Source organism: Actinoalloteichus sp. GBA129-24 (assembly GCF_001941645.1).
GTDB classification, from domain to species: domain Bacteria; phylum Actinomycetota; class Actinomycetes; order Mycobacteriales; family Pseudonocardiaceae; genus Actinoalloteichus_A; species Actinoalloteichus_A fjordicus.
Genome location: NZ_CP016077.1, coordinates 3,226,987 through 3,251,684, shown reverse-complemented (window position 1 = coordinate 3,251,684; position 24,698 = coordinate 3,226,987). Strand labels below are relative to the sequence as shown.

Annotated in this window: 21 protein-coding genes and 1 pseudogene; 8 read left to right on the top strand and 14 right to left on the bottom strand. The window is 70.9% G+C overall.

What is annotated here, in order from left to right:
* Positions 1-98 precede the first annotated feature (98 nt).
* Positions 99-1,373: a cytochrome P450 family protein gene (locus tag UA75_RS14455; protein ID WP_075740683.1), complete on the top strand. Its 1,275-nt coding sequence runs from the start codon at positions 99-101 to the stop codon at positions 1,371-1,373.
* A 124-nt stretch (positions 1,374-1,497) separates the two neighbouring features.
* Here UA75_RS14455 and UA75_RS34510 read toward each other — a convergent pair whose 3' ends face one another.
* The 3 genes and pseudogenes from UA75_RS34510 to UA75_RS14445 form a co-directional block, all read right to left on the bottom strand.
* Positions 1,498-1,809 carry a hypothetical protein gene (locus UA75_RS34510; protein ID WP_232237759.1) on the bottom strand — a complete coding sequence of 104 codons (312 nt, stop codon included), beginning with the start codon at positions 1,807-1,809 and terminating at the stop codon, positions 1,498-1,500.
* Positions 1,743-2,393 (bottom strand): annotated as a pseudogene (locus UA75_RS14450) (LLM class flavin-dependent oxidoreductase). The gene UA75_RS34510 and the pseudogene UA75_RS14450 overlap by 67 nt, the downstream one beginning before the upstream one ends.
* Complete coding sequence (locus tag UA75_RS14445; protein WP_075740682.1) at positions 2,390-3,355, bottom strand: zinc-binding dehydrogenase; 966 nt, start codon at positions 3,353-3,355, stop codon at positions 2,390-2,392. The pseudogene UA75_RS14450 and the gene UA75_RS14445 overlap by 4 nt, the downstream one beginning before the upstream one ends.
* A 372-nt stretch (positions 3,356-3,727) precedes the next feature.
* Here UA75_RS14445 and UA75_RS14440 point away from each other — a divergent pair, with 372 nt between their 5' ends.
* Positions 3,728-4,432, top strand: a complete 705-nt coding sequence (locus UA75_RS14440; RefSeq protein WP_083683206.1) for a lytic polysaccharide monooxygenase — start codon at positions 3,728-3,730, stop codon at positions 4,430-4,432.
* Between the two features lie 123 nt (positions 4,433-4,555).
* On the opposite strand, the gene UA75_RS35165 is transcribed toward UA75_RS14440, so the two are convergent.
* Together UA75_RS35165 and UA75_RS14430 are read right to left on the bottom strand one after the other, a co-directional pair.
* Positions 4,556-4,894, bottom strand: a complete 339-nt coding sequence (locus UA75_RS35165; RefSeq protein ID WP_198043028.1) for an integrase core domain-containing protein — start codon at positions 4,892-4,894, stop codon at positions 4,556-4,558.
* A 68-nt stretch (positions 4,895-4,962) separates the two neighbouring features.
* Complete coding sequence (locus tag UA75_RS14430) at positions 4,963-5,844, bottom strand: dioxygenase (RefSeq protein WP_075740681.1); 882 nt, start codon at positions 5,842-5,844, stop codon at positions 4,963-4,965.
* A gap of 200 nt (positions 5,845-6,044) precedes the next feature.
* Here UA75_RS14430 and UA75_RS14425 point away from each other — a divergent pair, with 200 nt between their 5' ends.
* Positions 6,045-6,506 (top strand): MarR family winged helix-turn-helix transcriptional regulator, encoded by a 462-nt coding sequence (locus UA75_RS14425; RefSeq protein WP_075740680.1) that lies wholly within the window; start codon positions 6,045-6,047, stop codon positions 6,504-6,506.
* A gap of 280 nt (positions 6,507-6,786) precedes the next feature.
* Here UA75_RS14425 and UA75_RS14420 read toward each other — a convergent pair whose 3' ends face one another.
* Positions 6,787-7,392 carry a TetR/AcrR family transcriptional regulator gene (locus tag UA75_RS14420; protein WP_198043027.1) on the bottom strand — a complete coding sequence of 202 codons (606 nt, stop codon included), beginning with the start codon at positions 7,390-7,392 and terminating at the stop codon, positions 6,787-6,789.
* Between the two features lie 98 nt (positions 7,393-7,490).
* Between UA75_RS14420 and UA75_RS14415 the strand changes: the two genes are divergently transcribed.
* Both UA75_RS14415 and UA75_RS14410 read left to right on the top strand, forming a co-directional pair.
* The gene (locus UA75_RS14415; RefSeq protein WP_075740679.1) at positions 7,491-8,363 is read left to right on the top strand and encodes an NAD(P)-dependent oxidoreductase; all 873 of its coding nucleotides are present in this window, start codon (positions 7,491-7,493) and stop codon (positions 8,361-8,363) included.
* Between the two features lie 216 nt (positions 8,364-8,579).
* Complete coding sequence (locus UA75_RS14410) at positions 8,580-9,347, top strand: GNAT family N-acetyltransferase (RefSeq protein WP_075740678.1); 768 nt, start codon at positions 8,580-8,582, stop codon at positions 9,345-9,347.
* A gap of 53 nt (positions 9,348-9,400) precedes the next feature.
* Here the strand turns inward: UA75_RS14410 and UA75_RS14405 are convergent, their stop codons facing one another.
* From UA75_RS14405 to UA75_RS14395, 3 genes are all read right to left on the bottom strand, one after another.
* Positions 9,401-10,195, bottom strand: coding sequence for a DeoR/GlpR family DNA-binding transcription regulator (locus UA75_RS14405; protein WP_075740677.1), 795 nt, complete (start codon positions 10,193-10,195; stop codon positions 9,401-9,403).
* A gap of 40 nt (positions 10,196-10,235) precedes the next feature.
* On the bottom strand, positions 10,236-11,597 hold the full coding sequence (locus UA75_RS14400; protein WP_075740676.1) for a GntP family permease: 1,362 nt from the start codon (positions 11,595-11,597) through the stop codon (positions 10,236-10,238).
* Positions 11,598-11,822: 225 nt separating this feature from the next.
* The gene (locus tag UA75_RS14395; RefSeq protein WP_075740675.1) at positions 11,823-13,205 is read right to left on the bottom strand and encodes a homoserine dehydrogenase; all 1,383 of its coding nucleotides are present in this window, start codon (positions 13,203-13,205) and stop codon (positions 11,823-11,825) included.
* 217 nt (positions 13,206-13,422) lie between these two features.
* Between UA75_RS14395 and otnK the strand changes: the two genes are divergently transcribed.
* The gene (gene otnK, locus UA75_RS14390; RefSeq protein WP_075740674.1) at positions 13,423-14,694 is read left to right on the top strand and encodes a 3-oxo-tetronate kinase; all 1,272 of its coding nucleotides are present in this window, start codon (positions 13,423-13,425) and stop codon (positions 14,692-14,694) included.
* On the top strand, positions 14,691-15,347 hold the full coding sequence (locus UA75_RS14385) for a class II aldolase/adducin family protein (protein ID WP_075740673.1): 657 nt from the start codon (positions 14,691-14,693) through the stop codon (positions 15,345-15,347). Before otnK ends, UA75_RS14385 begins: the two co-directional genes overlap by 4 nt.
* 116 nt (positions 15,348-15,463) lie before the next feature.
* Here UA75_RS14385 and UA75_RS14380 read toward each other — a convergent pair whose 3' ends face one another.
* Positions 15,464-16,798, bottom strand: coding sequence for an MFS transporter (locus UA75_RS14380; protein ID WP_232251205.1), 1,335 nt, complete (start codon positions 16,796-16,798; stop codon positions 15,464-15,466).
* Between the two features lie 1,269 nt (positions 16,799-18,067).
* Here UA75_RS14380 and UA75_RS14375 point away from each other — a divergent pair.
* A complete protein-coding gene (locus UA75_RS14375; RefSeq protein ID WP_075740672.1) occupies positions 18,068-18,682 on the top strand; it encodes a glycoside hydrolase family 25 protein in 615 nt (204 codons plus the stop codon).
* Between the two features lie 114 nt (positions 18,683-18,796).
* Here UA75_RS14375 and UA75_RS14370 read toward each other — a convergent pair whose 3' ends face one another.
* The 4 genes from UA75_RS14370 to UA75_RS14360 form a co-directional block, all read right to left on the bottom strand.
* Positions 18,797-20,011 carry an ABC transporter substrate-binding protein gene (locus UA75_RS14370; protein ID WP_232237757.1) on the bottom strand — a complete coding sequence of 405 codons (1,215 nt, stop codon included), beginning with the start codon at positions 20,009-20,011 and terminating at the stop codon, positions 18,797-18,799.
* A gap of 190 nt (positions 20,012-20,201) precedes the next feature.
* Positions 20,202-21,053 (bottom strand): hypothetical protein, encoded by an 852-nt coding sequence (locus UA75_RS33850; RefSeq protein WP_198044261.1) that lies wholly within the window; start codon positions 21,051-21,053, stop codon positions 20,202-20,204.
* Positions 21,050-22,408, bottom strand: a complete 1,359-nt coding sequence (locus UA75_RS33845) for a hypothetical protein (RefSeq protein ID WP_198044260.1) — start codon at positions 22,406-22,408, stop codon at positions 21,050-21,052. The genes UA75_RS33850 and UA75_RS33845 overlap by 4 nt, the downstream gene beginning before the upstream one ends.
* 341 nt (positions 22,409-22,749) lie before the next feature.
* Positions 22,750-24,678: an ABC transporter ATP-binding protein gene (locus UA75_RS14360; RefSeq protein ID WP_075740671.1), complete on the bottom strand. Its 1,929-nt coding sequence runs from the start codon at positions 24,676-24,678 to the stop codon at positions 22,750-22,752.
* Positions 24,679-24,698 lie beyond the last annotated feature (20 nt).

The following is a 24,698-nucleotide window of genomic DNA, read 5'->3' as shown; positions in this document are numbered from 1 at the left end:
GCGAGTCCGAACCGCCCGTCGCCCCGATTCCAGATGTTGACGCCATATGTTCTAATCATCTCAAACAGCTCGATCCCGCCGAACAGGGAGCGTCAGTCATGACCGTCATCGATCCGGACACCACGGGCCGCGACACTGTCGACATCCTCGATCCCGACCTGTTGCGCGATCCGGTGAGCGGCTACTCCCGAATCCGCGAGCAGGCGCCGTCGGCCTGGGCGAACGTGCCCGGCCTCGGCCCGATGCACCTTGCCACCCGTTACGCGGACGTCCGGCTAGTCCTGAACGATCCGCGCTTCGTCATGGCCGCCCCGCAGCGGGCCGCAGGCGGACCCGACCCGATGGAGCTGCAGCTGCAGGCTCGCGGGGTTCCGCCGGAATGCATGCCGTACCTGCGCGCGGGGCTCACCGACACCGACGGGGCCGACCACGCACGCCTGCGGACCCTCGTCTCCCGCGCCTTCACCGTCCGCCGCGTCGCCGCGCTGCGCCCTCGCGTGGTGGAGATCACCGAGCGCCTGCTCGACCGGCTCGTCGAGACGGCGAGGGCCGCCGACGACGGCGTCGTGGACCTGCTCGCCGACTTCGCCTACCCGCTGCCGATCATCGTGATCTGCGAGCTGGTCGGCATCCCCGAGGCGGACCGGTACCGCTGGCGCCGCTGGAGCGAGGTCCTCGTGACGGGCAGCGGGCCCGAGTTCGGCGAGGCACTGCGCGAGATGATCGCCTGGACTCGGGAGCTGATCGAGCAGCGACGCGCTGCCCCCGCCGACGACCTGATCTCGGGGTTGATCCACGCCCAGGCGGTCGACGGCGATCGTCTCGACGACGTGGAGATGGTCTCGTTGATCCTCACACTCGTCATCGCGGGGCACGAGACGACCGCTCATCTGATCGGCAACGGCACGGCCGCCCTGCTCACCCATCCCGAGCAGTACGCACTCCTGCGCCGGGACCCGGAGATCACGTCACGCGCGGTGCACGAGCTGCTGCGCTGGTGCGGTCCGGCGCTGGCGGCGCGCATGCGGTACGCGAGCGAGGATCTGGAGGTCGGCGGCGTCGTGGTGCGCCGGGGCGAGGCGGTGATGCCCATGCTGGTCGGGGCCAATCACGATCCCAGGATGTTCCCCGAGGCCGACCGGCTCGACATCACCAGGACACCGGAGAGCGGTCGACGCGAGACCCACCTGGCCTTCGCGCACGGGCTGCACTACTGCCTCGGGGCCGCGCTCGCCCGGCAGGAGGGCGAGGTCGCCTTCGCGGCGCTGGCCAGGCGTTTCCCCGGGCTCGCCCTCGCCGTCGAGCCGACGAGACTGGAGCGGCCGATGGCACCGGGCTCCCTCCGGCTGACCGCACTGCCGGTGACGCTCTGACCGCGACCTCGCCCAGCGCCGCCGCCCGGCTCGGCGGACCCCGCCTGCGCTGACGGACGTCGGGGTCCGGATCGCCCTGCGACGAGAGCAGGTCGACGCTTGCGGTGACGAACCGGCCGCGCCGTCAGTCGCCCAGCAGTCGCGCCGACTCGGCCAACAGCTCAGTCTGCCGCATCCGATCCTCGGTGAAGGGCATCCCGATCACCCGACTCACCCCGGCATCCGCCAGCTCGCCGAGTCGCTTGGCGAACTCGGCGGGATGACCGGTGACCAGCGAGCGTCGGGCGGCCTCGGCGCTGATGCCGTACTCGGTGAGCGACCGCACCTGCACGTCGATCATCGAGGCAGGCACGTCGCCGAGGCCGATGCTCAACCCGACGGTGACCCGAGGCGTGGGCCTGCCCTCCTCCTCGGCCAGCGCGGGCAGCCGTCGCACCCCCTCGGCGACCTCGGCCGGGTGGTGAAGGCCGGATACCACTCCTGGCCGTGCCGCACGACCCGTCGCAAGGTCTTCGCGCTCCCGGCGATCAGCACCGGCGGCATCGTCGCGCCCGGTGCGAGGGTCACCGGTTCGCCGTCCACCGTCGTCGCCCGGCCCGCCACCAGGTCCGGCAGCACCGCCAACGCCGCGTCGGTCTGCCTGCCGCGTTCTCGGTAGGGCCTGCCGACGGCCCGCCACGCGGCGTCGCCGTGCAGGGAACCGCCGATGCCGACGCCCAGCAGCAGACGATCACCGGAGAGATACTGCAGGGTCGCGATCTACTTGGCGGCCCAGGCGACCGGCCGCAGCGACAGGATCAACACGCCGATGCCGATCTTGACGCGCTCCGTCGTCGCGGCGACGGCGGCGAGCAGCAACGTGCTGTCGTACTTCGGGCTCGCCGGGATCAGGTGATCCCCCGTCCACACCGACTCCAGCCCGAGTTCCTCGGCGTGGCGGGCGTGGTCGACCACGACGGCGGGCGCCGTCTCGCCGTCGACGGGCGACGGCAGGAACACGCCCACCTGCACCGGGGTCATCGTCGGACCTCCAACAGGGTCTTGCCCACCGTCGCCCGCGACTCGATCGCCGCGTGAGCGGCGGCGGCGTCGGCAAGCGCGAACCGCTGCCCGATCACCGGGCGCAGCCTGCCCGCCTCGGCCGCCGCGAGGGCCTGCTCGGTGAAGTGCCGCATCGCCTCGGGACTCGCGACGCCCTTGACCAGCCGCACGCCCCGCTCGGCGGCCGCCTCCTCGGAGATCCCCGCCCATTCGCCGCTGGCGAATCCGTAGCTGAGCATCCGCCCGCCGTCGCCGAGCAGCTCGAACGCAGCCCGGCCGAGGTCGCCGCCGACACCGTCGAAGACGACGTCCAGGCCGCCCGCCGCCGCCCGGACCTGCTCGACCCAGTCCGAGGCGAGATAGTCGACGGCCGTCTCCGCCCCGAGTCGGGACGCCACCTCGACCTTGGCGGGGCCGCCTGCCGCCGCCACCACCCGCGCGCCCGCAGCGCTCGCGAGCTGGACGAGCAGCGTGCCGACGCCGCCTGCCGCCGCCTCGACCAGCACGCGCTCGCCCGGTTGCACCGCGACCGCGTCGACCAGCCAGCTCGCGGTGCGACCGTCGGCGAGCAGCGCCACCGCCTCGTCCAACGCCACCGCGTCGGGCACCTCGAACAGGGCTGCCGCATCGACGGCCACCTGCTCGGCGTAGCCGCCCCGGCCGCCCGCACTGGCGATCACCCGCCTGCCGATCAGACCGGAATCGACGTCCGGGCCCACCGAGGCGACGACCCCGCCGACGCCGTTGCCCGGAATCATCGGCAGCGCAGGCGGGTCAGCCCGAACCGGCCCGCCGCCGGACCGGAACTGGGTCTCCACGAAGGTGATGTTGGCGAAGGCCACCGCGATCACGACCTGCCCCGGTCCGGCCACCGGGTCGGGCGCCTGCCCCGCCACCAGGACCTCCGGCCCGCCCCACTCTCGCAACCACACTGCGCGCATCTGATTCCCTTGATCGGAGTGACACCGCCGAGACGAGCCTGCAACCTCAACAGGACTCAAGGTCAAGTCGGATGATCTTGCCCCGTCGACGCGTCGTCGCAGCGTCAGGACCACACCCCCGGGCCGAGGACACCACGTTCGGCGATCCGTCGCGGCAGCGCATTCGATGCCGCCGTGGTCGAATTCACGCCGCCCCGTCGTCGATCTGGGGCATTCCCCCACATTCATTCGTTCGGCCACGATAATCCCCGGTTCGCGAATTCACTTCGATGTTGGAGAATTGCCGATGATTTGGTCCGGACGGCGCATTCCGAAACCAGGTAATCGCGCTAGGCTGGGCCGGGACAATTCCTCCGACGATGTGGGGATGACATGTCCACCCAAACTCTGCTGCCGCGATCGGCGGCCATGAAGATGCTGGCCGTCGCGGGTGTCGTGGTGCTGTTCCTGTCGACGTTGTGGGCGGGTTCCGCCTTCGGACACGGCTCGACGATCGATCCGCCGTCCCGAAACTACGGCTGTTGGCAACGCTGGGGGCACGACTTCCAGAATCCGGCGATGGCCACCCAGGACCCCATGTGTTACCAGGCCTGGCAGACCGACACGAACGCCATGTGGAACTGGAACGGCCTTTATCGAGAAGGGGTCGGCGGCGACCATCAGGGCGCCATCCCCGACGGCACCCTGTGCAGCGCGGGCAACACCGGCGGCACCCGATACGCCGCACTCGACGAGCCCGGCCCCTGGGCGGCCGTCGAGCGGAGCACCCGGTTCACCGCGACCGTCCACGACCAGGCGCTGCACGGCGCCGACTATTACCGGATCTATGTGACGAGACAGGGCTTCGACCCGCTCACCGACGAACTCGGGTGGGGCGATCTCGAACTGGCGGGCCAGACCGGCCGGATCGCCCCCGGCGACGGACGGCCCAGCGGGGAACCCTCCCTCGGCGGCGTCTCGGTGGACATCGAGGTGAACGCCCCCGGCCGCTCCGGCAGGCACATCGTCTACATGATCTGGCAGGCCAGCCATTTCGATCAGACGTTCTACGGGTGCAGCGACGTGATCTTCCGCTAGCCCGTGGTCGTTCCCGTCTCCTGGGTCGGCGAGGCGGGACGGCGGAACGCACCACGGTCGCCGAACCGGCCTCGCAGGCCGGAGCCGGTTCGGCGACCGACGGGTGCGGCGGAGTCGGGCCGCCTAGGTGTAGTGCCCTGTGAGGTTGTTGATGCGGGTGATGGGTGGTTGGCCGGCGAGTGCGGTGTGTGCTCGGTGGTGGTTGTAGTGGTGGAGGAACTGGGCTAGGGCGTCGGCGCGGTGTTGGGAGTTGGTGAAGACCTGGGCGTAGGCCCATTCCTCGGCGAGGGTGCGGTTGAGTACGAGCCGTTCGGTCCGCAGGACCGGTGCCGAGTCGGCGGGCGCCGTCGCCCGCTCCGGCCGTCGCCCGCCGGTCACGGTCGGTTCGGCGTCCGTCGATCGGGGCCTGCCGCCCGTCCTGCGGCGCAGCGGGAGAACGGCGCTTCGGGCGACTGTAGCCACCGAGACGGCGATCGACGTCGTCCTCTCCGACGGCTCGGGCGGACGGCGCGTCCGGACGGCGGCCCGATTCAGGCGACCTGGAAGGACCGCTTGGAGAGCCCCATCATGTAGCCGTCGATGGTGGTGGTCACCGGTCTGCCGGGATCGTCGGCCGCGCCGAGCGTCACGAACAGCGGGATGTAGTGATCGACGGTCGGGTGGGCGAAGGGCATGCCGGGCGCGGCCGAGCGGTAGGCGGCCAGGGTCTCGACGTCTCCCCTGGCCAGCGCGTCGGCGGCCCAGGCGTCGAAGTCGGTCGACCAGCCGGGGATCACGCCCTGCGTGATGATCTCCCTGGTCAGGTGGGGCAGCCCGTGCGTCATGAAGCCGGACCCGATCACCAGCACGCCCTCGGCACGCAGGGCACGCAGTCGCCGCCCGATGTCGAGCAGTCGGTCCGGATCGTGCGTGGGGATGCTGAGCTGGAGCACCGGCACGTCGCCCAGCGGGTACATCACCTTGAGCGGTACCCAGGCCCCGTGGTCCAGGCCCCGACTGCGGTGGCGGTGCACCGGCTCCGTGTCGGGCATCGCGGCGGCGACCCGCCGGGCCAGTTGGCCTGCGTCCGGCGTCGGATAGGTCATCTCGTAGTACCGACGGGCGAAGCCGCCGAAGTCGTAGACCAGCGGCGTGTGGGCGGCCGAGGCGGACAGGCTCAGCGGCGCCGCCTCCCAGTGCGCGCTGACGATCAGGATGCTTCGCGGCTTGGGCAGCGCGAGCGACCAGGCGAGCAGCTGCCGCATCCACGGCGCGTCGTCGAAGAGCGGGGGCGCGCCGTGGCTGAGGTAGAGGGCGGGCAGCGGGCCATCCTCGGGAGTCCAGGCGCGGTGGGTCCTGGCGGCGGGAAGCGCGCCGAGAAGGAACTCGTCGAAGGCCCCTGCGGGCACCTCGGGGTCGAAGATCGAGTTCATCGGGTCGGTCCTTCCTCGCGACGGTGCCCGCGTAGGCGGCGGGCGGAGGCCCTCTGGCGCGCTGATCAACCGACCCGGCCGGGACGAGGGTGCCTGCGGAGCCGAGTTCGAGTGTTCAGAGCGATCACTCTATTGAAGCTTCAATAAACACCCTAGCCGGACTCGATTGAGACTTCAACGAAGCTTTGTAAGCTGGGGTGATGACCGAAGCGGGAAGGTGGCTCAGCCCGCGGGAGCAGGACGTCTGGCGGTCCTATCTCCACGCGCAGCAGGCCCTGCGTGAGGCGCTCGATCAGCAGATCCGGCGCGATGCGGGCATGCCGCACGCCTACTACCAGATCCTGGTCGCGCTCTCGGAATGCGAGGGTCGGCGCACGTCGATGACGAATCTGGCCGGGAAGGTCGGCTCCTCGCCCAGCAGGCTCTCGCACGCCGTGAACCGACTCGGGGCGCGCGGCTGGGTGTCCCGACACCGTGACCAGGACAACCGCCGTATCGTGCTGGCGAGCCTGACCGAGCAGGGTTTCGCCGCCCTGGCCGCCGCCGCCCCCGGTCACGTCCGCGAGGTGCGGCGCATGATCTTCGACCGGCTGAACCCCGAGCAGCTCGACGCGCTCGCCGCCGTCACCGCCGCGATGACGGCCGAGCCCGGCCCGGCCTAGCCCCCGCCGCAACGCATCGCAGGCGGCAGGCGCGATCCCGGGCCCGTGGCGCGGCGGACCGGTCGCGCCCTCCGCCGCGCGACCGGTCCGCCCGCACACGCGGCTGCGTAGCGCACCGATCCCCGGCCGCGATCTCGACCGCCTCGACCAGCAGGTGCGCAGGCCCGGCGGGACCGCCCGAGGCCGACTCTCCGGCGAGCGCAGCCCGCGACCGGCCGCGAGCCGAGCGGCGCGCAGGCCGCCCTGGACAGCCGACACCCGGCCGTCGGCGCCGACCTCGCTATCGATAAGACCGGACCAGCCGGGCCAGGTGGCGGCCCGCGACGAGCAGCGGCTCCTCCTCACGACGCACCTGGGCGGTCACCTCAGCGCCCTCCAGCGCGTTGATCACCGTGCAGGCCAGCTCGCGTGCGTCGGGTTCGTCGAGGCCGTCGGCGATCAGCCGGTCGGCCACGATGTCCTGCCAGTTGCGCAGGGCCCGGTCGCAGGCGCGCTGGATGTCCGGGGCCCGCCCGAGGGTCTCCAAGGCGGTGGCGGTGACCGGGCAGCCGTCGGTCCAGTCCGACTCGCGCAGTCCCTCGGCGAGCAGCCGGGTGACCGCGATCAGCGCGTCCGCCGGGTCACTCGCCGTGGCGAGTCCTTCGCGCAGCAGGTCGGCGAACTCCTGGTCGCCGTGTCCGATCGCCTCGGCGGCAAGCTCCTGCTTCCCGCCGGGGAAGAAGTGATAGACGGAGCCCAGCGTGGCCCCGGCGGCCTGCGCGATCTGCTTGATCGGGGTGCCCTCGTAGCCCTGGCGTTGAAGGAGCCGCGCGGTCACCTGGACGATCCGATCACGGGTGCCGAGGGACTCCGGCAGCCTGACCTGCTTCGACTCGGTATGGGTCACGCGAAGAGGTTACCGAATCGAACGCTCGTTTTAGTCTGCGCCAGCGGGCCCGTCCCCGGTCGCGGCGGCCGACGAGCGCATCGACGACAGGAGGACCCGTGAGCAGGCAGGCAGTGACCGTCATCGGACTGGGCCCAATGGGGCAGGCGATGGCCTCGGCCCTCCGCAGGGCAGACCATCCCGTGACGGTGTGGAATCGCACGGCGAGCAAGGCGGCGGCGCTGGTCACCGAGGGCGCCGTCCTCGCCGCGACGCCCGCCGAGGCCGTGGCCGCGAACGAACTCGTGATCCTCAGCCTCACCGACTACGCGGCGATGTACCCGATCCTCGAACAGGCGGGCGCCGCGCTGGCGGGCCGGGTGATCGTCAACCTCAGCTCGGACACCCCGGAGCGGACTCGCGAGGGCGCGGCCTGGGTGACCGCCCGAGGCGCCCGACACCTCACCGGGGGCGTCCAGGTTCCGCCGCCGCAGGTCGCGACGCCCGGCGCCGCCACCTTCTACAGCGGTCCCGAGGAGGTCCTCGACGCCCACCGCTCGACGCTGGAGGTGCTGACCTCGGTGGACTTCCGGGGAGCCGATCCCGGTCTGGCCGCGCTGTACTACCAGCTGACGATCGACCTGTTCTGGACGACGCTGGTCGGCTACGTGCACATGCTCGCCGTCGCCGCCCCGCACGACATCAGCGCGCGGTACCTGCTGCCCTACGCCGCGCCTGCGCTGGCCGGGATGCCGTACTTCCTGGAGTTCTACGGCGAGCGGATCGACGCGGGCGATCACCGAGGCGACGTCGACCGGCTGAGCATGGCCGAGGCCAGCCTCGATCACGTCGTACACACCACCCGGGCGGCAGGCGTCGACCCGACACTGCCCGCCGCCGTGCTCGACCTCGTCCGGCGCGGCGTGGCGGCCGGGCACGGCTCGGACAGCATCAGCAGCCTGATGACCGTGTTCCGCAGGCCCGCGTCCTGAGGCGAGGCTCGGCTCGGTGCCGACTCATCGCAGAGCCGACCGCACCGCAGGGCCGACTCGCCGAGAGGCTGCCGCACCGCAGGGCCGTCGACTCCGCAGCAGGAGCCGACCGCCCTGCCGAACGGCCGGGGCCGCCACCACGGGGCCCTGCCACGGGACGGACCAGACTTCCGGCACGACGTCGCCGTGTCGGACCGCCGTGTTTGTCTGTACGACATGTACGCACCGACACCCGTCCTGTCCGAACTGATCCGCCGCTGGCAGATCGGCTGGGGCATCGCGCGGGAGCTGCCGCCCGCCGAGGAGGCACGCGGCGGACTGCACGTCCGGCACGGCGAGACCGACCGGCACACCGAGATCATCGCGCTGCACGCCGACGAGGACCTCGACTCCGTCCGCGCGCTCGCCGAGGAGACGGCCGACTCTCCGCACTGGGACTGGCTCACCGTGCCCACCCGGCACCCCGAGGCCGTCGCGGCCGTCCTGGCCGCTGCCGGGCTGGCGATGGACGCGGGCAACGAGACGTTCATGACGGTGCGACTCGACGAGACTCCCGACGATCACCCCGCCCCCGAGCCGTACACGAGCACCGTCGCAGGCACGGGCTCGGTGCTCGAGGCGACGGTGCGCCACCCGTCACGGGCGACGGCCGCGCGGGGACTCATGGCGTTGACCGGCCGCGACGCCGTGGCGCACGCCGTCGAGACCCGGCCTGCCCATCGGCGACGCGGCCTGGCGTCGACCGTGATGACGACGCTGAGCCGGGAGGCCGCGGCGCGCGGCGCCACGACCGGCCTGCTCGTGGCCAGTCCCGACGGCGAACGGCTGTACTCCGCGCTGGGCTGGTCCGCCCAGGCCTCGGTCCTCATCGCCAAGAACGGGGTCGGGGGCCGGGCTCGGCACTCCGGCGGAGCCCGTCGCTCGCGGCACCCCGAGCTGCGTGAGCACGGCGCGCTGCGGAGTGCGGAGCCGACCCGGATCTGAGCGGCGTCGACGCGCGGGCGGCCGGACTGCACACCGGCCGCCCGCGCGGGGACTCACTCGCCGCCCGGTGCCGTCAGCGCCAGTTCGATGCCCAGGTCCCGGATGCCCTCGGCCGCGGCCTCGGCCAGGCCGTCGTCGGTGATGATCGCGTCGAAGTCCCGCAGACCGGCGATCCGATACATGCCGTAGGTGCCGTACTTCGGGCTGCCCGCCACCAGCACGGAGCCAGAGGCCGCCGCCATCGCAGCGCGCTTGACCTCCACCTTCGCGGACGAGGGCGTCGTGACGCCCCGCTGAAGATCCCAGGAACTCGTGGAGATGAACGCCAGGTCCAACGAGAGCTGTTCGAGCGTCCTGGCGGCCAGCCGGCCCACGCTGGACCGGTTGGCATGCTCGATCCGCCCGCCGACGTGGATCAGCTCGACCTCCGTGCAGCCCACCAGCGCGTCAACCACGGAGAAGTCGTTGGTCACCACCGTCATCCCCGTGTGCTCTAGGACGTGGGGCACCATCGCGAGCATGGTCGTCCCCGCGTCCAGGTAGACCGTGGCGTCGTCCCGCAGGAGCCGAGCGGCCTCGCGGGCCATGGCGAGCTTCTGCGGTCGCTCGGTCATCGACTTGTCGACGAAGCTCGGCTCCTGACGGACCTGACTGGCGATCCGCACGCCGCCCGGAACCGAGAACGCCCGACCTTCCCGTTCCAGGGCGGCGATGTCGCGACGCACCGTCATGTGCGACACCCCGAGGATCTCGGTGAGCTGATGCACGCTGAGCACCATCTGACCCCGCAGGTGCTTGAGCAGCAGTTCACGTCGCTGATCCGGGATCAACGGCGTCTCCTCGGCCATGATCGAGACCTCCCTCGCGTGCCTGACGGTACAGGGACCGTCAGACCGCTCCCAGAGCCAGCAGGACGTTCAGCACGATGAATCCGGTGATCCCCGAGAGCAGCGAGGCGACACCGATCGACTTGATGCCCTGTCCCACCGTCATGTTCGACAGCGTGGTGGTGACCCAGAATCCGGAGGAATTGGCGTGCTTCATGATCTGCGCCCCGGTGGCGCAGGCCAGGTAGACCGCCAACGGCGACAGGCCGAGGCTCTCGATCAGCGGCTGCATGATCGCCGCCGCCGTCATGACGCCGAGAATGTTGGAGCCGGTGATCGTGCAGACCGCCGCCGCGACGAGGAACGGCACGAAGATCGGCGAGATCCCCACCGTCTCGATCCCGCCCGCGATGCTCTCGGCGACGCCGGTGGCCCGGATGATCTGGGCCAGCGCCCCGCCGACGCCGGTCACCGCGATCGGCATGGCCGCGAGCTTGAGGCCCTGCTCGAAGACGTCGGAGAGCACCTCCTTGCTGTGCCAGCGACGGCCGAACAGCGGCAGCGCGGAGATACAGCCCAGGAACAGCGCGACGACGGGCTCGCCCAGGAAGCCGAGGACCTGCCCGCCGGTCGACTCCTCGCCCAGCACCGGCACCAGGAACGACGCCAAAATGATGATCGAGATCGGGAACAGGACGGGGATCAGCGACAGCGTCAGGCTGGTCTTCGGCTTCGTGTCGACGCCCCCGCCGGAGCCGCCCGATCCCGCGGCGCCGAGGTCCAGATCGTCGACATACTCCGGCTTGGGGTCCACGTGGGTCTTCGTGCGCAGCAGGTAGAAGGTGGCGACGAGGATGCCGGGGAAGCCGACGACGAAGCCCCACAGCAACGCCTGGCCGATCTCGACGCCGAGCAGCGAGGTCGCGGCGAGCGGGCCGGGACCGGGCGGCATCGTGGAGGTGAAAACGTAGGCGCCGATGTAGAGGATCGGGCCGAGCTTCATCATCGAGATGCCGGTTCTGTGCGCCATCACCGAGACGATCGGGATGAGCATGAGAACGACGGTATCTGCGATCAACGGGATTCCGATGACCATCGAGGCCAGCGCGATGCCCCAGGGCAGCTTCTTACCGGGGAGCAGCCGCTCGGCCTCCTCGGTGATGCGCAGCGCGGCGCCGCCGAGTTCGAGCATCTTGCCGAGCACACAGCCGAAGATCACCAGCAGGCCGACGCTGGCCAGCGTCGAGCCGAAGCCCTCGGTGATGATCTCGATGGTGCCGAGCCCGCCCATGCCCAGCGCCAGACCCAGCGCCGTGACGATGATGAACAGCGTCGGCACCGGATGGACCTTGAAGCGGGCGATCAACAGCACCAGAACGAGAATCGCGGTGCCGAACGCCACCAGCGTGTAGACGTCGGACATGGGTCGCCTTTCGAGTGTGTCGGTGATCCGCTGCCGCTGTGCGGGGGATCGGCTCGACGGAGATGCACGGTGGTGGAGTCGGCCGGGCGATGGTCCCGGCCTGCGCGGTGGGCGCGGCCGAGGCCTGGCGCTCGCCCTCGATCACGATGGGAGGGCGGGTCGCGCTCCGGGCGGTAAGCAGACGCGGGCTGCGCCGCGGTCCTCGGTCCGCTGTCGTCGTCATGATCAGCGGCCGCTGACGGCCAGTCCGTCGTGCCAGGCCGCGAGGAGGTCCTCGTCGTGACCGGTCAGGTCGTCGAGGGTGATCAGTTCGCCCTCGGCGACGTCACGGGAGAGGGTCGCCCCCGCCGCGAGGTAGAGGGGTGCGGTGTCCGCCGGGGCCTGGTCGCCCGACAGGAGCACGGCGGCGACGCCGTCGACGTCGTGGTGGTGCCCCCCCATGGTCAGGACGGTGCCTGCGGCCAGCGGCTGCCGCGCCCGGCCCGCGAGCACGGCGTGCTGCCGGGGGGCGGCGCCGCCGGAGGGACGGCCGTGCAATACCGCCGAGAGGAGGGTGATGGGCGTCTCGACGCCCATCAGGTGATAGGGCAGGTAGACGCACGCATAACGCCCGTTCCTGCTGAGAACGTGACCCTTCTGGGCCAGGGTGGCCCAGGTGACCGGGTCGTGCGTCCGGACGACCGCGAACACGCCGCCCGCGAAGCTGGCCTCGCCGGGCAGCCGCAGTGCGCTGAAGACGTCGACGACTCCTGACCGATGCAGGATGCCGCCGTCCTCACGCAGCGCGTAGACGTCGGCCAACTCGGCGGTGCGGACCACCGGGTAGTGCAGCGCCTCCACGTCGGGGACGCAGCCGGTGCTGTTGGCCACCACCGACATCTCGCAGTGGTCGGCGGTGGCGCTGCGCTGGAGCGCGGCCACCGCCTCAGCCCTGGCGGCCAGGGTGGCGGGGACGTCGTCGCCCAGGCTGAGCAGCTCGCCGAGGGCCGGGGCGGCGACGGTCTCGTCCAGCTGTGTGACGCTCCCGGTGGCGGGATCGAAGACGAGGTCGTACTCCCCGGACTTCCCGACGGCGACGATCTCCAGACCGAGCACCCGCGCCCAGCTGTGCAGGCCGATGAGGTTGGCGGGCTGGTCGCCGTCGGCGGTGGTGTAAACGAGGCCGTTGCGCTCGGCGAGGGCCGCCAGTGCGACGCCTGCCACCGAGTCGACCTCTTTGCTGACCATGGCGACGTGTCGGCCGTCGGTCAGGGCCGCCCTGGCGGCGGCATGACCGATGGCGGGGTTCCCGGTGGCCTCCACGAGGATGTCGTAACGGGCGGCCGTCAGCAGTGCGACGTCGTCGACCAGGGCCACCGCACCACGTGCCACGGCGGCGCCGACCTCGGCGGGGTCCTCGGCGACGACGAGGTCCGCCTCGACGAACCCGAGTTCCAGGCACAGCGCACGCAGCCCCGGCACGTCCAGGTCGCACAGCACTGACGGCGTGAGTCCCGGCATCACGCGGGACTGGGCCAGCAGCGTGCGGGCGAAGCCGCCCTTGGCACCCGTGAGGGCGAAGGTGACGGTCTTCTCGACCGCCGACGCGAACAGCAGCTCGTGATTCATGGGTTCTCCTGTGCTTGCCCGGTCGCCGTGACCCGAGTGGGAGTGGACCTTCGCGGCGTACACAGACCCGTGAGACTGCTGCCACGACGCAACAACGGACGCAAACTAACCTTGGATTCACAGCCAAGTCAACCTATGTATCATTTCTTCACATCCGGGCGGTGGGTTGCGGGTGACGCCACGATCCGCCCCGTTCACGACAGACCAAGGAGGTCGTATGCCCGTGCTGGGCGGCATTGCCGACGACTTCACCGGCGCGACCGACCTCGCCACCAACCTCGTCGCGCGCGGCCTGCGCACGGTGGTGACGTTGGGCGTCCCGTCGGGTGAGGACCTGCCCGCCGACGTCGACGCCGTGGTGATCGCGGTGAAGACCCGCACCGCCGAGGTCACCGAGGCCGTGACCACCGCGAGGGCGGCGCTGCGAGCCCTGCGCGAACTCGGCTGCGAACGGATCTACGACAAGTACTGCTCGACCTTCGACTCCACGCCGCAGGGCAACATCGGCCCCGTCGTCGACGCACTGCTCGCCGACCTCGACGCGCCGGGCACGGTCATCGTGCCCGCCTTCCCCGACACCGAGCGGACCGTCTACCAGGGGCGACTGTTCGTCGGGTCCGAACTGCTCGACGACAGCTCCATGCGACACCACCCGCTGACGCCGATGACCGAGTCCCGCGTGCGACTGCTCCTCGAACCGCAGACCCGACACGCCGTCGGCGAGGTGTTCCACCAGGTGGTCCGGCGCGGACCGGCCGCCCTGCGGGCCGCCCTCGATGCGGAGTTCGCCGCCGGGAGGCCGCTGGTGGTGGTCGACGCGATCGACGACGACGACCTCCGCACCATCGCCGAGGCCACTCGTGACCTGCCGTTGATCACCGGCGGCTCCGGTCTGGCGCTGGGCCTGGCGCAGGCGGATCGCGCGGGCGAGCCCGCCCGGCAGGCCGCGCTGATCCCGGTCGTCGACGGCCACCGCGCCGTCCTCGCGGGCAGCGCCTCGGCCGCGACGCGCGCCCAAGTGGCCCACGCCAGAGATCGACTGCCCTGGTGGAAGCTCAACTTGAGCGCGCTGCGGGCCGACCTGGACGCCGAGGTCGCCGCCGTCGTCGAGTGGGCCCGCGCCCGCTGGGCCGAGGACGCCCTGCGGCCCGTGCTCGTCTACGCGGTCGACTCGCTCGCCGACGTCGAACCACCGCCATCCGACGGCGGAGAGCCCGCCTCCGTACTGGTCGAACGTGCGCTGGGCCGCTGCGCCACGCTCTTCGCCGAGCACGGCATGGGCAGGCTGGTCGTCGCGGGCGGCGAGACCTCCGGGACGGTGCTCACCGCGTTGGAGGTCACCCGCCTCCGACTCGGCGCGCCCCTCTCCCCCGGCGTCTCGTGGGCGGCGGGCACCACCCGCGCGGGCGCCGTCGTCAATCTCGCGCTGAAGTCCGGGAACTTCGGTGACGAGGACATCTTCACCTCAAGCTGGGAGCGACTCGCGTGACCGACCACCGCCACGCCCTCGTCGACGCCGGTCGACGGCTGGACGCACTCGGGCTCAGCCCCGGCACCTCCGGCAACCTCAGCATCCGGGAGGACGACCGGATTCACATGAGCCCCACCGGGGTCTCCCTCGGCGCGTTGTCGGTCGACGAGCTGTCCGTGCTGGACCTGGGCAGCCCGGCGGACCGGGCGCATGTGGCGGGTCCGAAGGCGTCCAAGGAGTTCCCGCTGCACCAGGCCCTCTACCGTCGCGATCCCGAGGTGCGGGCCGTGGTGCACCTGCACTCGACGCACGCCGCCGCCTACTCGTGTCTGCCCGCCTGGTCGCAGCACAGTGCGATGCCGCCGATCACGCCCTACTTCGTGATGAACGTCGGCCAGCTGCCACTGATCCCCTATGCCGCACCGGGCGATCAGGACCAGGCGCTGGGCATCGAGTCGCTGACGTTCCCGTTCCGTGCCGTGCTGCTGCAGAACCACGGGCCGGTCGTCGGCGGGGCGAGCATGGACCGCGCGGTCGCGATGGCGATCGAGATCGAGGAGACCGCACGCCTGCTGCTGGCGTTGGGCGCCCGGCCGCCCCGGACCCTGGAGCCCGCCGAGGTCCGCGAGCTGACCGAGCGCTACCAGTCGCCGTGGACCCACGTCGGGTGAGTGCGAGCCGCCGATGAGCAGGCGATTCGAGTGAGCCTGGGCGGTCCGGAGGCCGTCACGCAGCGCCGATCTCCGGACTCCGCCCTGGGTTCACGCCCCGACGACGGGTGCGAGTGTCATCGGGAGGAGGACGCCGGTTCCGCCGACCGCACCCGCAGGCTGATCACGAAGGCGATCAGCGTCAGGCCGCCCAGCACCACGCCGACGCCCGGATAGCCCGCCAGTCCGAGGCCGGCACCGCCGAGGGCGGCACCGACGAAGACGCCCAGGCTCATGCCTGCCGCGTTGATCGTGAGGGCCGTGCCGCGCAGGGCCGGACAGCGGCGGACCAGGAGACTGACCACGCACGCGGCGACGACGGCGTGCGCTGCTCCGAGCAGCCCGGTCAGCAGGAGAGCCGCAGGCAGCGACCGCGTCAGGTAGAAGCCGGCCATGGCCAGGAACGCGATCAGCAGTCCGCCCGCGAGCAGCCGTTCGGCAGCAAGTCGGGAACCGATCCGGTTCGCCAGTCGACCGGTGAAGAGGTTCCCCACGAAGAACGCGGCACCGCTGAGGGTCCAGACGAACGCGAACGGGCCCGGCTCCAGCGCGAACCGCTCGGCGTAGAACGGCGCGAGATAGGCCAGGTAGCCCATGAAGGCCGCCGTGCGCAGGGCTGCGATCAGCAGCAGCGGCACGGCACCGGGGATGGCGGCCAGCGCACGGAAGGAGGCGAGGTAGCCGAGTCGCGCCCGGACCTCGACAGGCTGCCTGCTGCGGCGCGACCGCACCAGGAACAGGCAGGCCAGCAGCAGCGAGATCACGGCGACGGCCAGCAGATTGCCCTGCCAGCCCCAGAGCAGCCCCGGTGCGACCACCAGCGGCGCGGCGAGCATCGCGGCCAGCGACTGGGTGGCGGTCACCAGCGTCGCGGCCCGCCCGGAGGCCGCATCGGCGGCGAACCGATCGGCCGCCGCCGTGGCCAGCGCGGGACTCAACACGGAGGTCGCCGCCCCGATGAGGAAGCAGAAGGCCGCCAGCGCGAGGAAGTGACCGACCGCGCCCAGCGCCGCCGACAGCCCCAGCAGCCCGAGGGCTCCCGCCGCCGCGAGGTCCCGAGGAATCCGGTCGATCAAGGGTGCGAGCAGTGCGCCGACCACCAGCGAGGCCAGCCCGCCGAGCCCCCGCAGCCCGCCCATGGCCGCAACGCTGCTGTCGGAGTGCGCCGCGATGGCCACCAGATAGGTGCTGAACACGGTGAAGGGCAGCAGACTGACGGCCGAGGCCACCAGCACCGGCCACAACAGGCCTGCCATGCGCAGATCGCCGGGGACCTCCGAGAGCGACGATGCCGACTGCGGGCTCGTCTCGTCCGGGGCCGCCCCGCCGGAGGGCTCCGCCGCGTCGTCGATCGCAGTCCCTGTGTCCGTCTGCCGGGCGGCGGCGGACGACGTGCCGGTGGTCAGCACCATGTCGCCTCATTCCCGTCCGAATCGGAACCCATCCTCACGGCTGCTCCGCCTTTCTGTCCTCGACACGGTGCCATAGGTCATATTCGTGTGTCATATGCAGAACCCGCGATATCGACTCGGGTTCATGGCTCACGAATACACGTCGTCGTCCCAGGGCGGCCCGAATGTCACCGGGTGCGATGGGCCGTGGTCGGCATGACCTGCTGCGACGTCCCAATCTGTCTGCCTCGCGCACTGGCGTCGATGGTTGGTCGAGGAATCTACTTCTCGACGAGCGCCTCGCTACGGTATGACACCGACTGATCACCGAAGAGGGCGTGGTCGGCGACATCGGCGGTGCGTCGCCGGAGCCCGCTCCGATTCAGGAATTGCCATCAGCGCATGCGAATTCCGCAGCATACGGCGGGGAACGGGAATTCAGCCGCGCCGACGTGAATCGAGGATGCCGCCGGACGGCCTGCGGGTCCGACGAAGGCCCGAACGAGACGGCACGACACGACGGGGTCGGTGAATCCGTCGGACCACGGCATGAATCGACGTCGAGTCCACACCTCGGCCCGAGCGGGGACGCCGGCTCGACGACGCCGTCCGATCACCCTCGACGGGGACGGACCACCCCTGCACCCACGTCGACCGGCGGACATGCCCCGGCCCGAGCGGCCAACGACATCACGGTGCGAGGAGCAGCAGAGCGATCGCCGGTGCCCGAAGGTCGCCGCACCTGCCCCGGCAGGTTCGGCGCTCGACCGGGCGGCCGCCGAGGCTTGCTCATGACGGGCACGCGGTGTGCCGAGGGTCTGCAATGCCCAGTGGACGAGTGCCACGGTCACCCCGCACTCGGTGCGTCACCCGAACCGGCGATGCCTTGATTGTCGGCGAAGCAGTCGAGAATGCCGTCGATTCCGCACCGGAAAAATACGCGCCGTAACCACCGCAGCCGCACGCCGCCACTCTCGGGTCAATTCCGAGGCACGCCGTTGACTTTGCTCCACAGTTACACAATCGTTGCAATCAGTGACATTCCGGCCCGGTGGTCGGATTCGAGATCTGAAGGTAGGCGACAACGGCGACGGCGGCGACCAGGTGCGCCGCATACGAGAAGTGCACCGGTCCGTCGCGGCCCTGCCTTGTCGCGCTTCGGCGTGGTTCGCGGTCCGACTCGCCTTGATCTCGCCCCGCCGCGCGGACGGCCGAGCACGTCCGCGCCCCGGAGCCTTCGTGCCGGAGTGCCGCCGTACATGTTCGTCACCAGGATTGAGAGGCCCGGCCATGGCCGACCACGGGATAGACATCTCCCATTGGAATGCAGTCGACGACTGGAATGCCGTACACGGCGACGGCATCGTCTTCTGTTCGCACAAGGTCACCGAGGCGACCGGACACGTCGACTCGCAGGCGGCGAAGAACATCCCCGGCGCGCGCGACGCCGGGATCGCCACCGGCGGATACCACTTCGCCCGGCCGGGCGAAGTCGCGGGTCAGGTGGCCCATTTCGTCCACCATCTCCAGGAGAACGGACTGCTGGAATCGGGTTCGTTGCTGCCGATGCTCGACATGGAGGCCGCCGAGCTGCGCGACGACGCGGACGCGGTCACCCGTGACTTCATCGCCGAGTTCCGCAAGGCGACCGACGTCCGGCCGATCCTGGTGTACTCCAGCCTCGACTGGTACCAGAACGTGCTGCGGCCGGACGACTGGGCCGACGAAGACGTGTTCTTGTGGCTCGCCAGGTTCAACGGCGATCCCGGCAACCCCGGCTGGTCGCATCCGAGGCTCGCACTGCATCAGCACACCGACCGGGGCAGCGTGGCGGGCATCCCCGGCGGCGTCGACCGCAACGTCACCCTCGGCGGGTTCGGCGTCGGCGATCTGACGTTGGGTTAGCCGGACCTCGGAGGCGCCGCGTGCGGTCCAGCAGGCACCTGCCTTCCGCGCGACACGCCGGGAAGGCAGGGCAGGCCGAGCGGGACCGGCGCGCCCGCCGGCCTGCCCTGCCCGTCAGATCTCCTGCTCGGCCCGTTCCATGAACTGCTCGACCGCTTCGTCGATGGACAGTTGTCCGAATCCGATCACCGAGTTGAGTCGCTGCCATTCTCGTTTGAGTGCGCTGTTGCCCGGCGGTGGTGCGGACGGGGGTTCTTCCAGTTCGTCGGCGAGGGCTTCCTCATAGTCGTAGACGAGTTGGTCGGGTCCTTCGAGTTCGGCGCCGACGGCTTCGCGGACGTCGTCGTTGACGGGCATGCCTCTCGAGGTGCCGAGGATGAGGCCCGCGTCGACGTCGTTGAGCAGGAAGTCGACCAGGGCGGCCGACTCCTCGGGATGCTCGCTGCCTGCCGCGATGCTGATCAGGGTGCCGGGCTTGGCGAACTGGCCGATCCGCTCGCTGCCCTCGGTTCTGGGCATGGGGGCGAGCGCGATGCCCGAGGGCAGGACGGAGAAGAAGGTGGTCGTCGCCGAGTCCCAGGCGAATTCGGAGTACGCGCCCTCCATCGCCAGCGGAGAATTGGTGATGGCGCCGTCGATCTGGGCCGTGACCTCGGCGGGGGTGGCCGCCTCGGTCGTACGGAATTCGTCGAGCAGTTCGAGATAGGTCCGCAGGTCCGCAGCGTCGAACCCGATCTCGCCTGCGTCGGTGTAGAGGTCTTTGTCCTGTTGGCGGAGCCAGACCTGGAAGGTCTCCCAGGACCAGCCGAAGTCGGTGGTCCCGTAGCGCTCGCCGTCGGTGGACTCGGTCAGGGCCTGGCTGCTGCTCAGCAGGTCCTCCCACGTCCAGCCCGCCTCGGGCAGCGGCACCCCGGACTCCGTCCAGGCCTGTTCGTCATACGCCCACGCATGGGTGTTCTGCGCCATCGGCAGCGCGTACATCCTGCCGTCGATCTCACCGGAACGCGCCAGCAACGGCGTGATGCCCTCGGTGCCCAGCTGATCCTCGTCGAACTCGTGGAGATCGGCAAGGACGCCCCGATCCCCGTACTCCCGCAGATACGCGTAGTCCATCTGGATCACGTCCGGCGCGTTGTTGCCCGCGACCTCGGTCGCCAACCGCTCGAAGTACCCCGAGAACGCCGCATACGAGGTGTTGACCGTGATGTTCGGATTCCGCTCCTCGAACAACGCGATCGCCTCCTCGGTGATCCGCGCGCGGTCATCGTCACCCCACCAGGTGAACCGAAGCTCTACCTGGCCGTCGTCCGCACCACACCGCCACCGCACGCGGCGAGCAGTCCGGCCGCCGCGAGGATCGCCGCCGCCGTCCGTCCCCGGTGTGCCGGGGAACGTCGTCGCACACCCATTCGAGTCTCCTGTCCTGGATTCCGCTCGCCAAGCCCGGCCGAGCCGAGAGGTCGCCGGAGCCGAGCAGGAGCGCGGGCGTTCCGCGCGACGACTCCGGGTCGAGGAGCGGTCAGAGGGCCGGGGCGAGCCCCTCCCAGCGCACCGTCCACCGACCGTCGTCGGGGAAGCCGGGCGTCTCGCCCGTCGGCCCGTCGCCCCAGCCCGCGCACATCATCGCGACGGCATAGAGCAGCCCGCCCGCGCCGGGGAAGTAGGGCGAGGGCACCCCGGACTTGCCGCTGGCGGGCAGGCCGGTCTCGGTGAACCCGAACCGCTCGTGCAGCAGGAAGTCCACCGCGCGTTCGGCATCGCCCAGTCGTGCGGCGTTCATCGCCAGCAGCGGGAAGTCCCAGCTGTAGAGGTTCTCCACCGGCCAGGTCTTGTACACCTGAGCTGCGGTGGCGCGCATGATCTCGACGTCGACACCGTCGCCGGGCAGCATGCCGTAGGGCGCGATCGGGTCGGGATGGTTGGTGTTGTGCACCGTCCACATGTCCTCGACGCCCTCGTACAGCACGTACAGGCCGTCCTGCACCGGCAACGGCGCCAGGTCGGCCAGCACCGCCTCCCAGCGCGGATCGCGGTCGAGGCCGAGCCGCTCCCGCCACTGCAGGGCCACGCGCAGCCCGAACCGCCAGTAGGAGAGTTCGAAGGCCGGGTTGGACGTGGTGGCGGAGTCGTTGCGCTCGTTGGCGGTCATCACCGGCGGGCCGAGGACGTAGCGGCCGCCCTCGGACTCCTGGTGGGCGAAGGAGGCCATGAAGTCGGCGGTGGCGAACAGGACCTCCTCCCATTTGAGCAGGGTGCGGCGCCGGGGATGCGCCTGGTAGTCCAACTCCGCCAGAAACATCACGTGCGGCACGTGCCAGAGCAGCAGGGCCGTGGGGATGTTGGGTGACTCCCGCCCCTGCGCGGTGGTCATCTTCGGCCAGCGCGCGCCGAGGAAGCCCTGCTCGGCGGCCCGGTCGCGAGCCGACGGGAGCAGACGTCGATAGATGTCGGTGCTGCGGTCGAGCAGCGGCCATCGATTCCACAGGGCGTAGTGCGTGGCGTGCCACCAGTACATCTCGGTGTGGAACTTCCCGTACCAGCCGTTGTTGACCAGCCCCGACTCCTGGGGCGGCTCGCTGCCCGCCTCGTTGACCGCGAGGTGGTACTGGCTGAGCACGATGCGGCGTTCCAGCTCCGGCCACCGTTCGTCGGCCGAGCCGGAGAGGTCCACGGCGCCGCCGGACCGCCAGAATCTCGGCCACCAGTGGGCGCTCGCGCGCTCCACCGCGTCGACCGACGGCGGGGTCGAGGACAGTTCGGGTTCGAACAGACGGTCGCCACCAGCGTCGCCGATCGACCGCCCGTGAGGTGATATCGGTGGACCCGCTGTTCGTCCCTGGTCAGGCGGGCGGGGCCGCGCCAGGCGACGCCGACCTCGTAGACGGTCTCGTCCAGGCGATGGGTGAGAACGGCACGGCGTGATCCTCGGCGGCTCACCTCGGTCGTGTGGTCGCCGGGACGGTCCCAGAAGCCCACGTAGGGGGCCGAGAACTTGTCCTGGCCCGCCGCCGTGGCGTAGGGGAAGTCGAGGAAGACCGCGAGCCTGCCGAGCCGGATCAGCGGCGAGGTGACCCGCAGCGCCACCGCGTCGGTCTCGGGATCGCAGCTGGTCTCGACCTCGACGGAATGGCCGTCGAAGACGAACCGACTGTGGAGCCGTCCCGTCCACAGCTCCAGGTGCTGGTGGGTCTCGGTGAGGTCGGTGAGGACCGCCGCCGTCCCGTCGGCCCTGGTCAGGGTCAGGCCGATGCGGCCGAGGTTGATGCGGTGCGGGTTCTCCCGTAACCAGTGGTGCAGTTCGGGCTCGTCCTCGTCGCCGGTCCAGTAGTAGACGTCCCGGCCGTAGGTGTCCCAGACGGTGCCGCGATAGTCCTCGATCTGCTTTCCGGGCGGCAGGGCGTCGGAGTGCCAGCCCCAGTCGGCCATGGTGGCGAACGGCGCGAAGGTCTGGAGCCCGGTGATGTCGGCGCCGAAGGCGAACCGGCCGTTGCCGACCTGCACCGGAAGGTCGGGGTCGTCGTCGGTCCTGCGGATGTCGTGGCGCGCGACCAGCGCCTGCCGGTCGATGCGCTCCGCTCCGGCGGACGCCTCGGCTCCCGCGCCCTCGGCGGCGCCGTCCCCGGTCGCGGCGCTGCGGGCGTCTGCCTCTGCCGCCAGCACCCGAGCAGCGAGCGGGGCGGCGAGCGTGCCGCCCATGCCGTGCAGTACCGATCTCCGGTTGACCATGTGTGATCTCCCTCGGTGAGCGTGATCGCCAGGACGTCAGCGGTCGTCCTGTGTCGTGCCGGGTCCTGTTTGGTGACAGTAGGAAGTGCACGACGTGACGACCACCACTCTGACCGGATGCGGCCGAGAGTGGTCGTGATCACACTTTTCGCGACCGGCGGGGTTCCGGGACACCGCAGACCGGAGCCGAGCCCCGCCCCACACGACCATGGGCCGGGCGGGCGGCTCATCGGAGCCCCGCCGACCCGACGGGCCGGGCCCGCTGGAGACGGCGCCGCTCACCAGCGCCGGACGGCGCCTGTCCTCGGTGGACGGCGCCGATCCGGCCGGTGATCCGCCGGTCAGCCGATGGGCTGGGCCGCGTCGGGCAGCCCGGTCTGCCCCGGTTGCTCGGCCTGCTCGTCATCGGACTGGTCGAACTGGGTGCGGTGCAGCTCCTCGTACCGCCCGCCCGCCGCGAGCAGCTCGGTGTGGGTACCGCGCTCCACCACCCGGCCGTCCTCGATCACCAGGATGAGGTCGGCGGCGCGGACCGTGGAGAGCCGGTGGGCGATCACCACGGACGTCCGGCCCGCCAGCGCCTCGGCCAGTGCCTCCTGCACGGCCGCCTCCGACGTGGAGTCCAGGTGTGCGGTGGCCTCGTCAAGGATGACGACCTTGGGCCTGGCCAGCAGGAGTCGGGCGATGGTCAGCCGCTGGCGTTCGCCGCCGGAGAGCCGGTAGCCGCGTTCGCCGACGATCGTGTCCAGTCCGTCCGGCAGCGTCGCGACCAGGTCGTCGAGGCGCGCCCGACGGAGCATCTCCCACAGTTCGGCCTCCTCCGCCTCGGGTCGGGCCAGCAACAGGTTCGCTCGGATCGACTCATGGAAGAGGTGCCCGTCCTGAGTGACGAGCCCCAGGGTCTGGCGGAGTCCGGCGGCCGTGAGGTCTCGGACGTCGATGCCCGCCAGCCGGACCGCGCCCTCGTCCACGTCGTACAGGCGAGGCAGCAGCGAGGCGATCGTGGACTTGCCCGCGCCGGAGGACCCCACCAGGGCGACCATCTGTCCGGGTTCGACCCGGAAGGACACGTCGTGCAGGACCTGGACACCGCCTCGGGAGTCGAGCGCGGCGACCTCCTCCAGCGAGGCCAGCGACACCTTGTCCGCCGAGGGGTAGGCGAAGCTCACGTGATCGAACTCCACCGACACGGGCCCTTCCGGCGCGGGTAGCGCGTCAGGCTTCTCGGCGATCAGCGGCTTCAGGTCGAGCACCTCGAAGACCCGCTCGAAGCTCACCAGGGCGCTCATCACCTCCACGCGGGCGCCCGCCAACGCGGTCAACGGGGCGTAGAGCCGGGTGAGCAGCATGGCGAGGGTGACGACGGCCCCCGCGTCCAGGCCGCCGTTCAGCGCCAGGTAGCCGCCCAGGCCGTAGACCAGGGCGAGCGCCAGCGCCGAGACAAGGGTGAGCGCGGTGACGAACACCGACTGCACCATCGCCCGCCGGACGCCGATGTCCCGGACTCTGGCGGCCCGGTCGGCGAACTCGCGGGACTCGTCCGCAGGCCTGCCGAAGAGCTTCACCAGGGTCGCGCCCGGCGCGGAGAACCGTTCGGTCATCTGGGTGCTCATCGCCGAGTTGTGGCTTGCGGCCTCCCGCTGGAGCCGCGCGAGTCTGGCACCCATCCGGCGGGCGGGCACGACGAACACCGGGAGCAGCACCAGCGAGAGCAGGGTGATCTGCCAGGAGATGCCGAGCATCAGCACTAAGGTCAGCACCAGGGTCACCAGGTTGCCGACGACGCCGGAGAGGGTGTCGCTGAAGGCCCGCTGCGCGCCGATGACGTCGTTGTTCAGCCTGCTGACCAGCGCTCCGGTCCTGGTCCGGGTGAAGAAGGCGACCGGCATCCGCTGGACGTGATCGAAGACGCTGGTGCGCAGATCGAGGATCAGTCCCTCGCCGATGCCCGCCGACAGCCAGCGGACGACGAGCCGCAGACCTGCCTCGGCGACGGCGATGCCCGCGATGAGCACCGCCAGCCACACGACGACGTCGACCGGCGCGCTCTGCACGATCGCGTCGACGACCCGGCCTGCGAGCACCGGTGTCGCGACGGTGAGCACCGCCGTCACGATGCTGAGCACCAGGAACTGGATGAGGCGGCTGCGATGCCGCTTGGCGAAGCCGCCGATGCGGCGCATCGTGGCGGCGGAGAAGGGTCTGCGGTCACGGTGATCGGCTCTGGTCACGCTGTAGAGCGAGTTCCACGCCGTGGACTCCATGCTCATGGAGGGCTCCTGATCAGTTC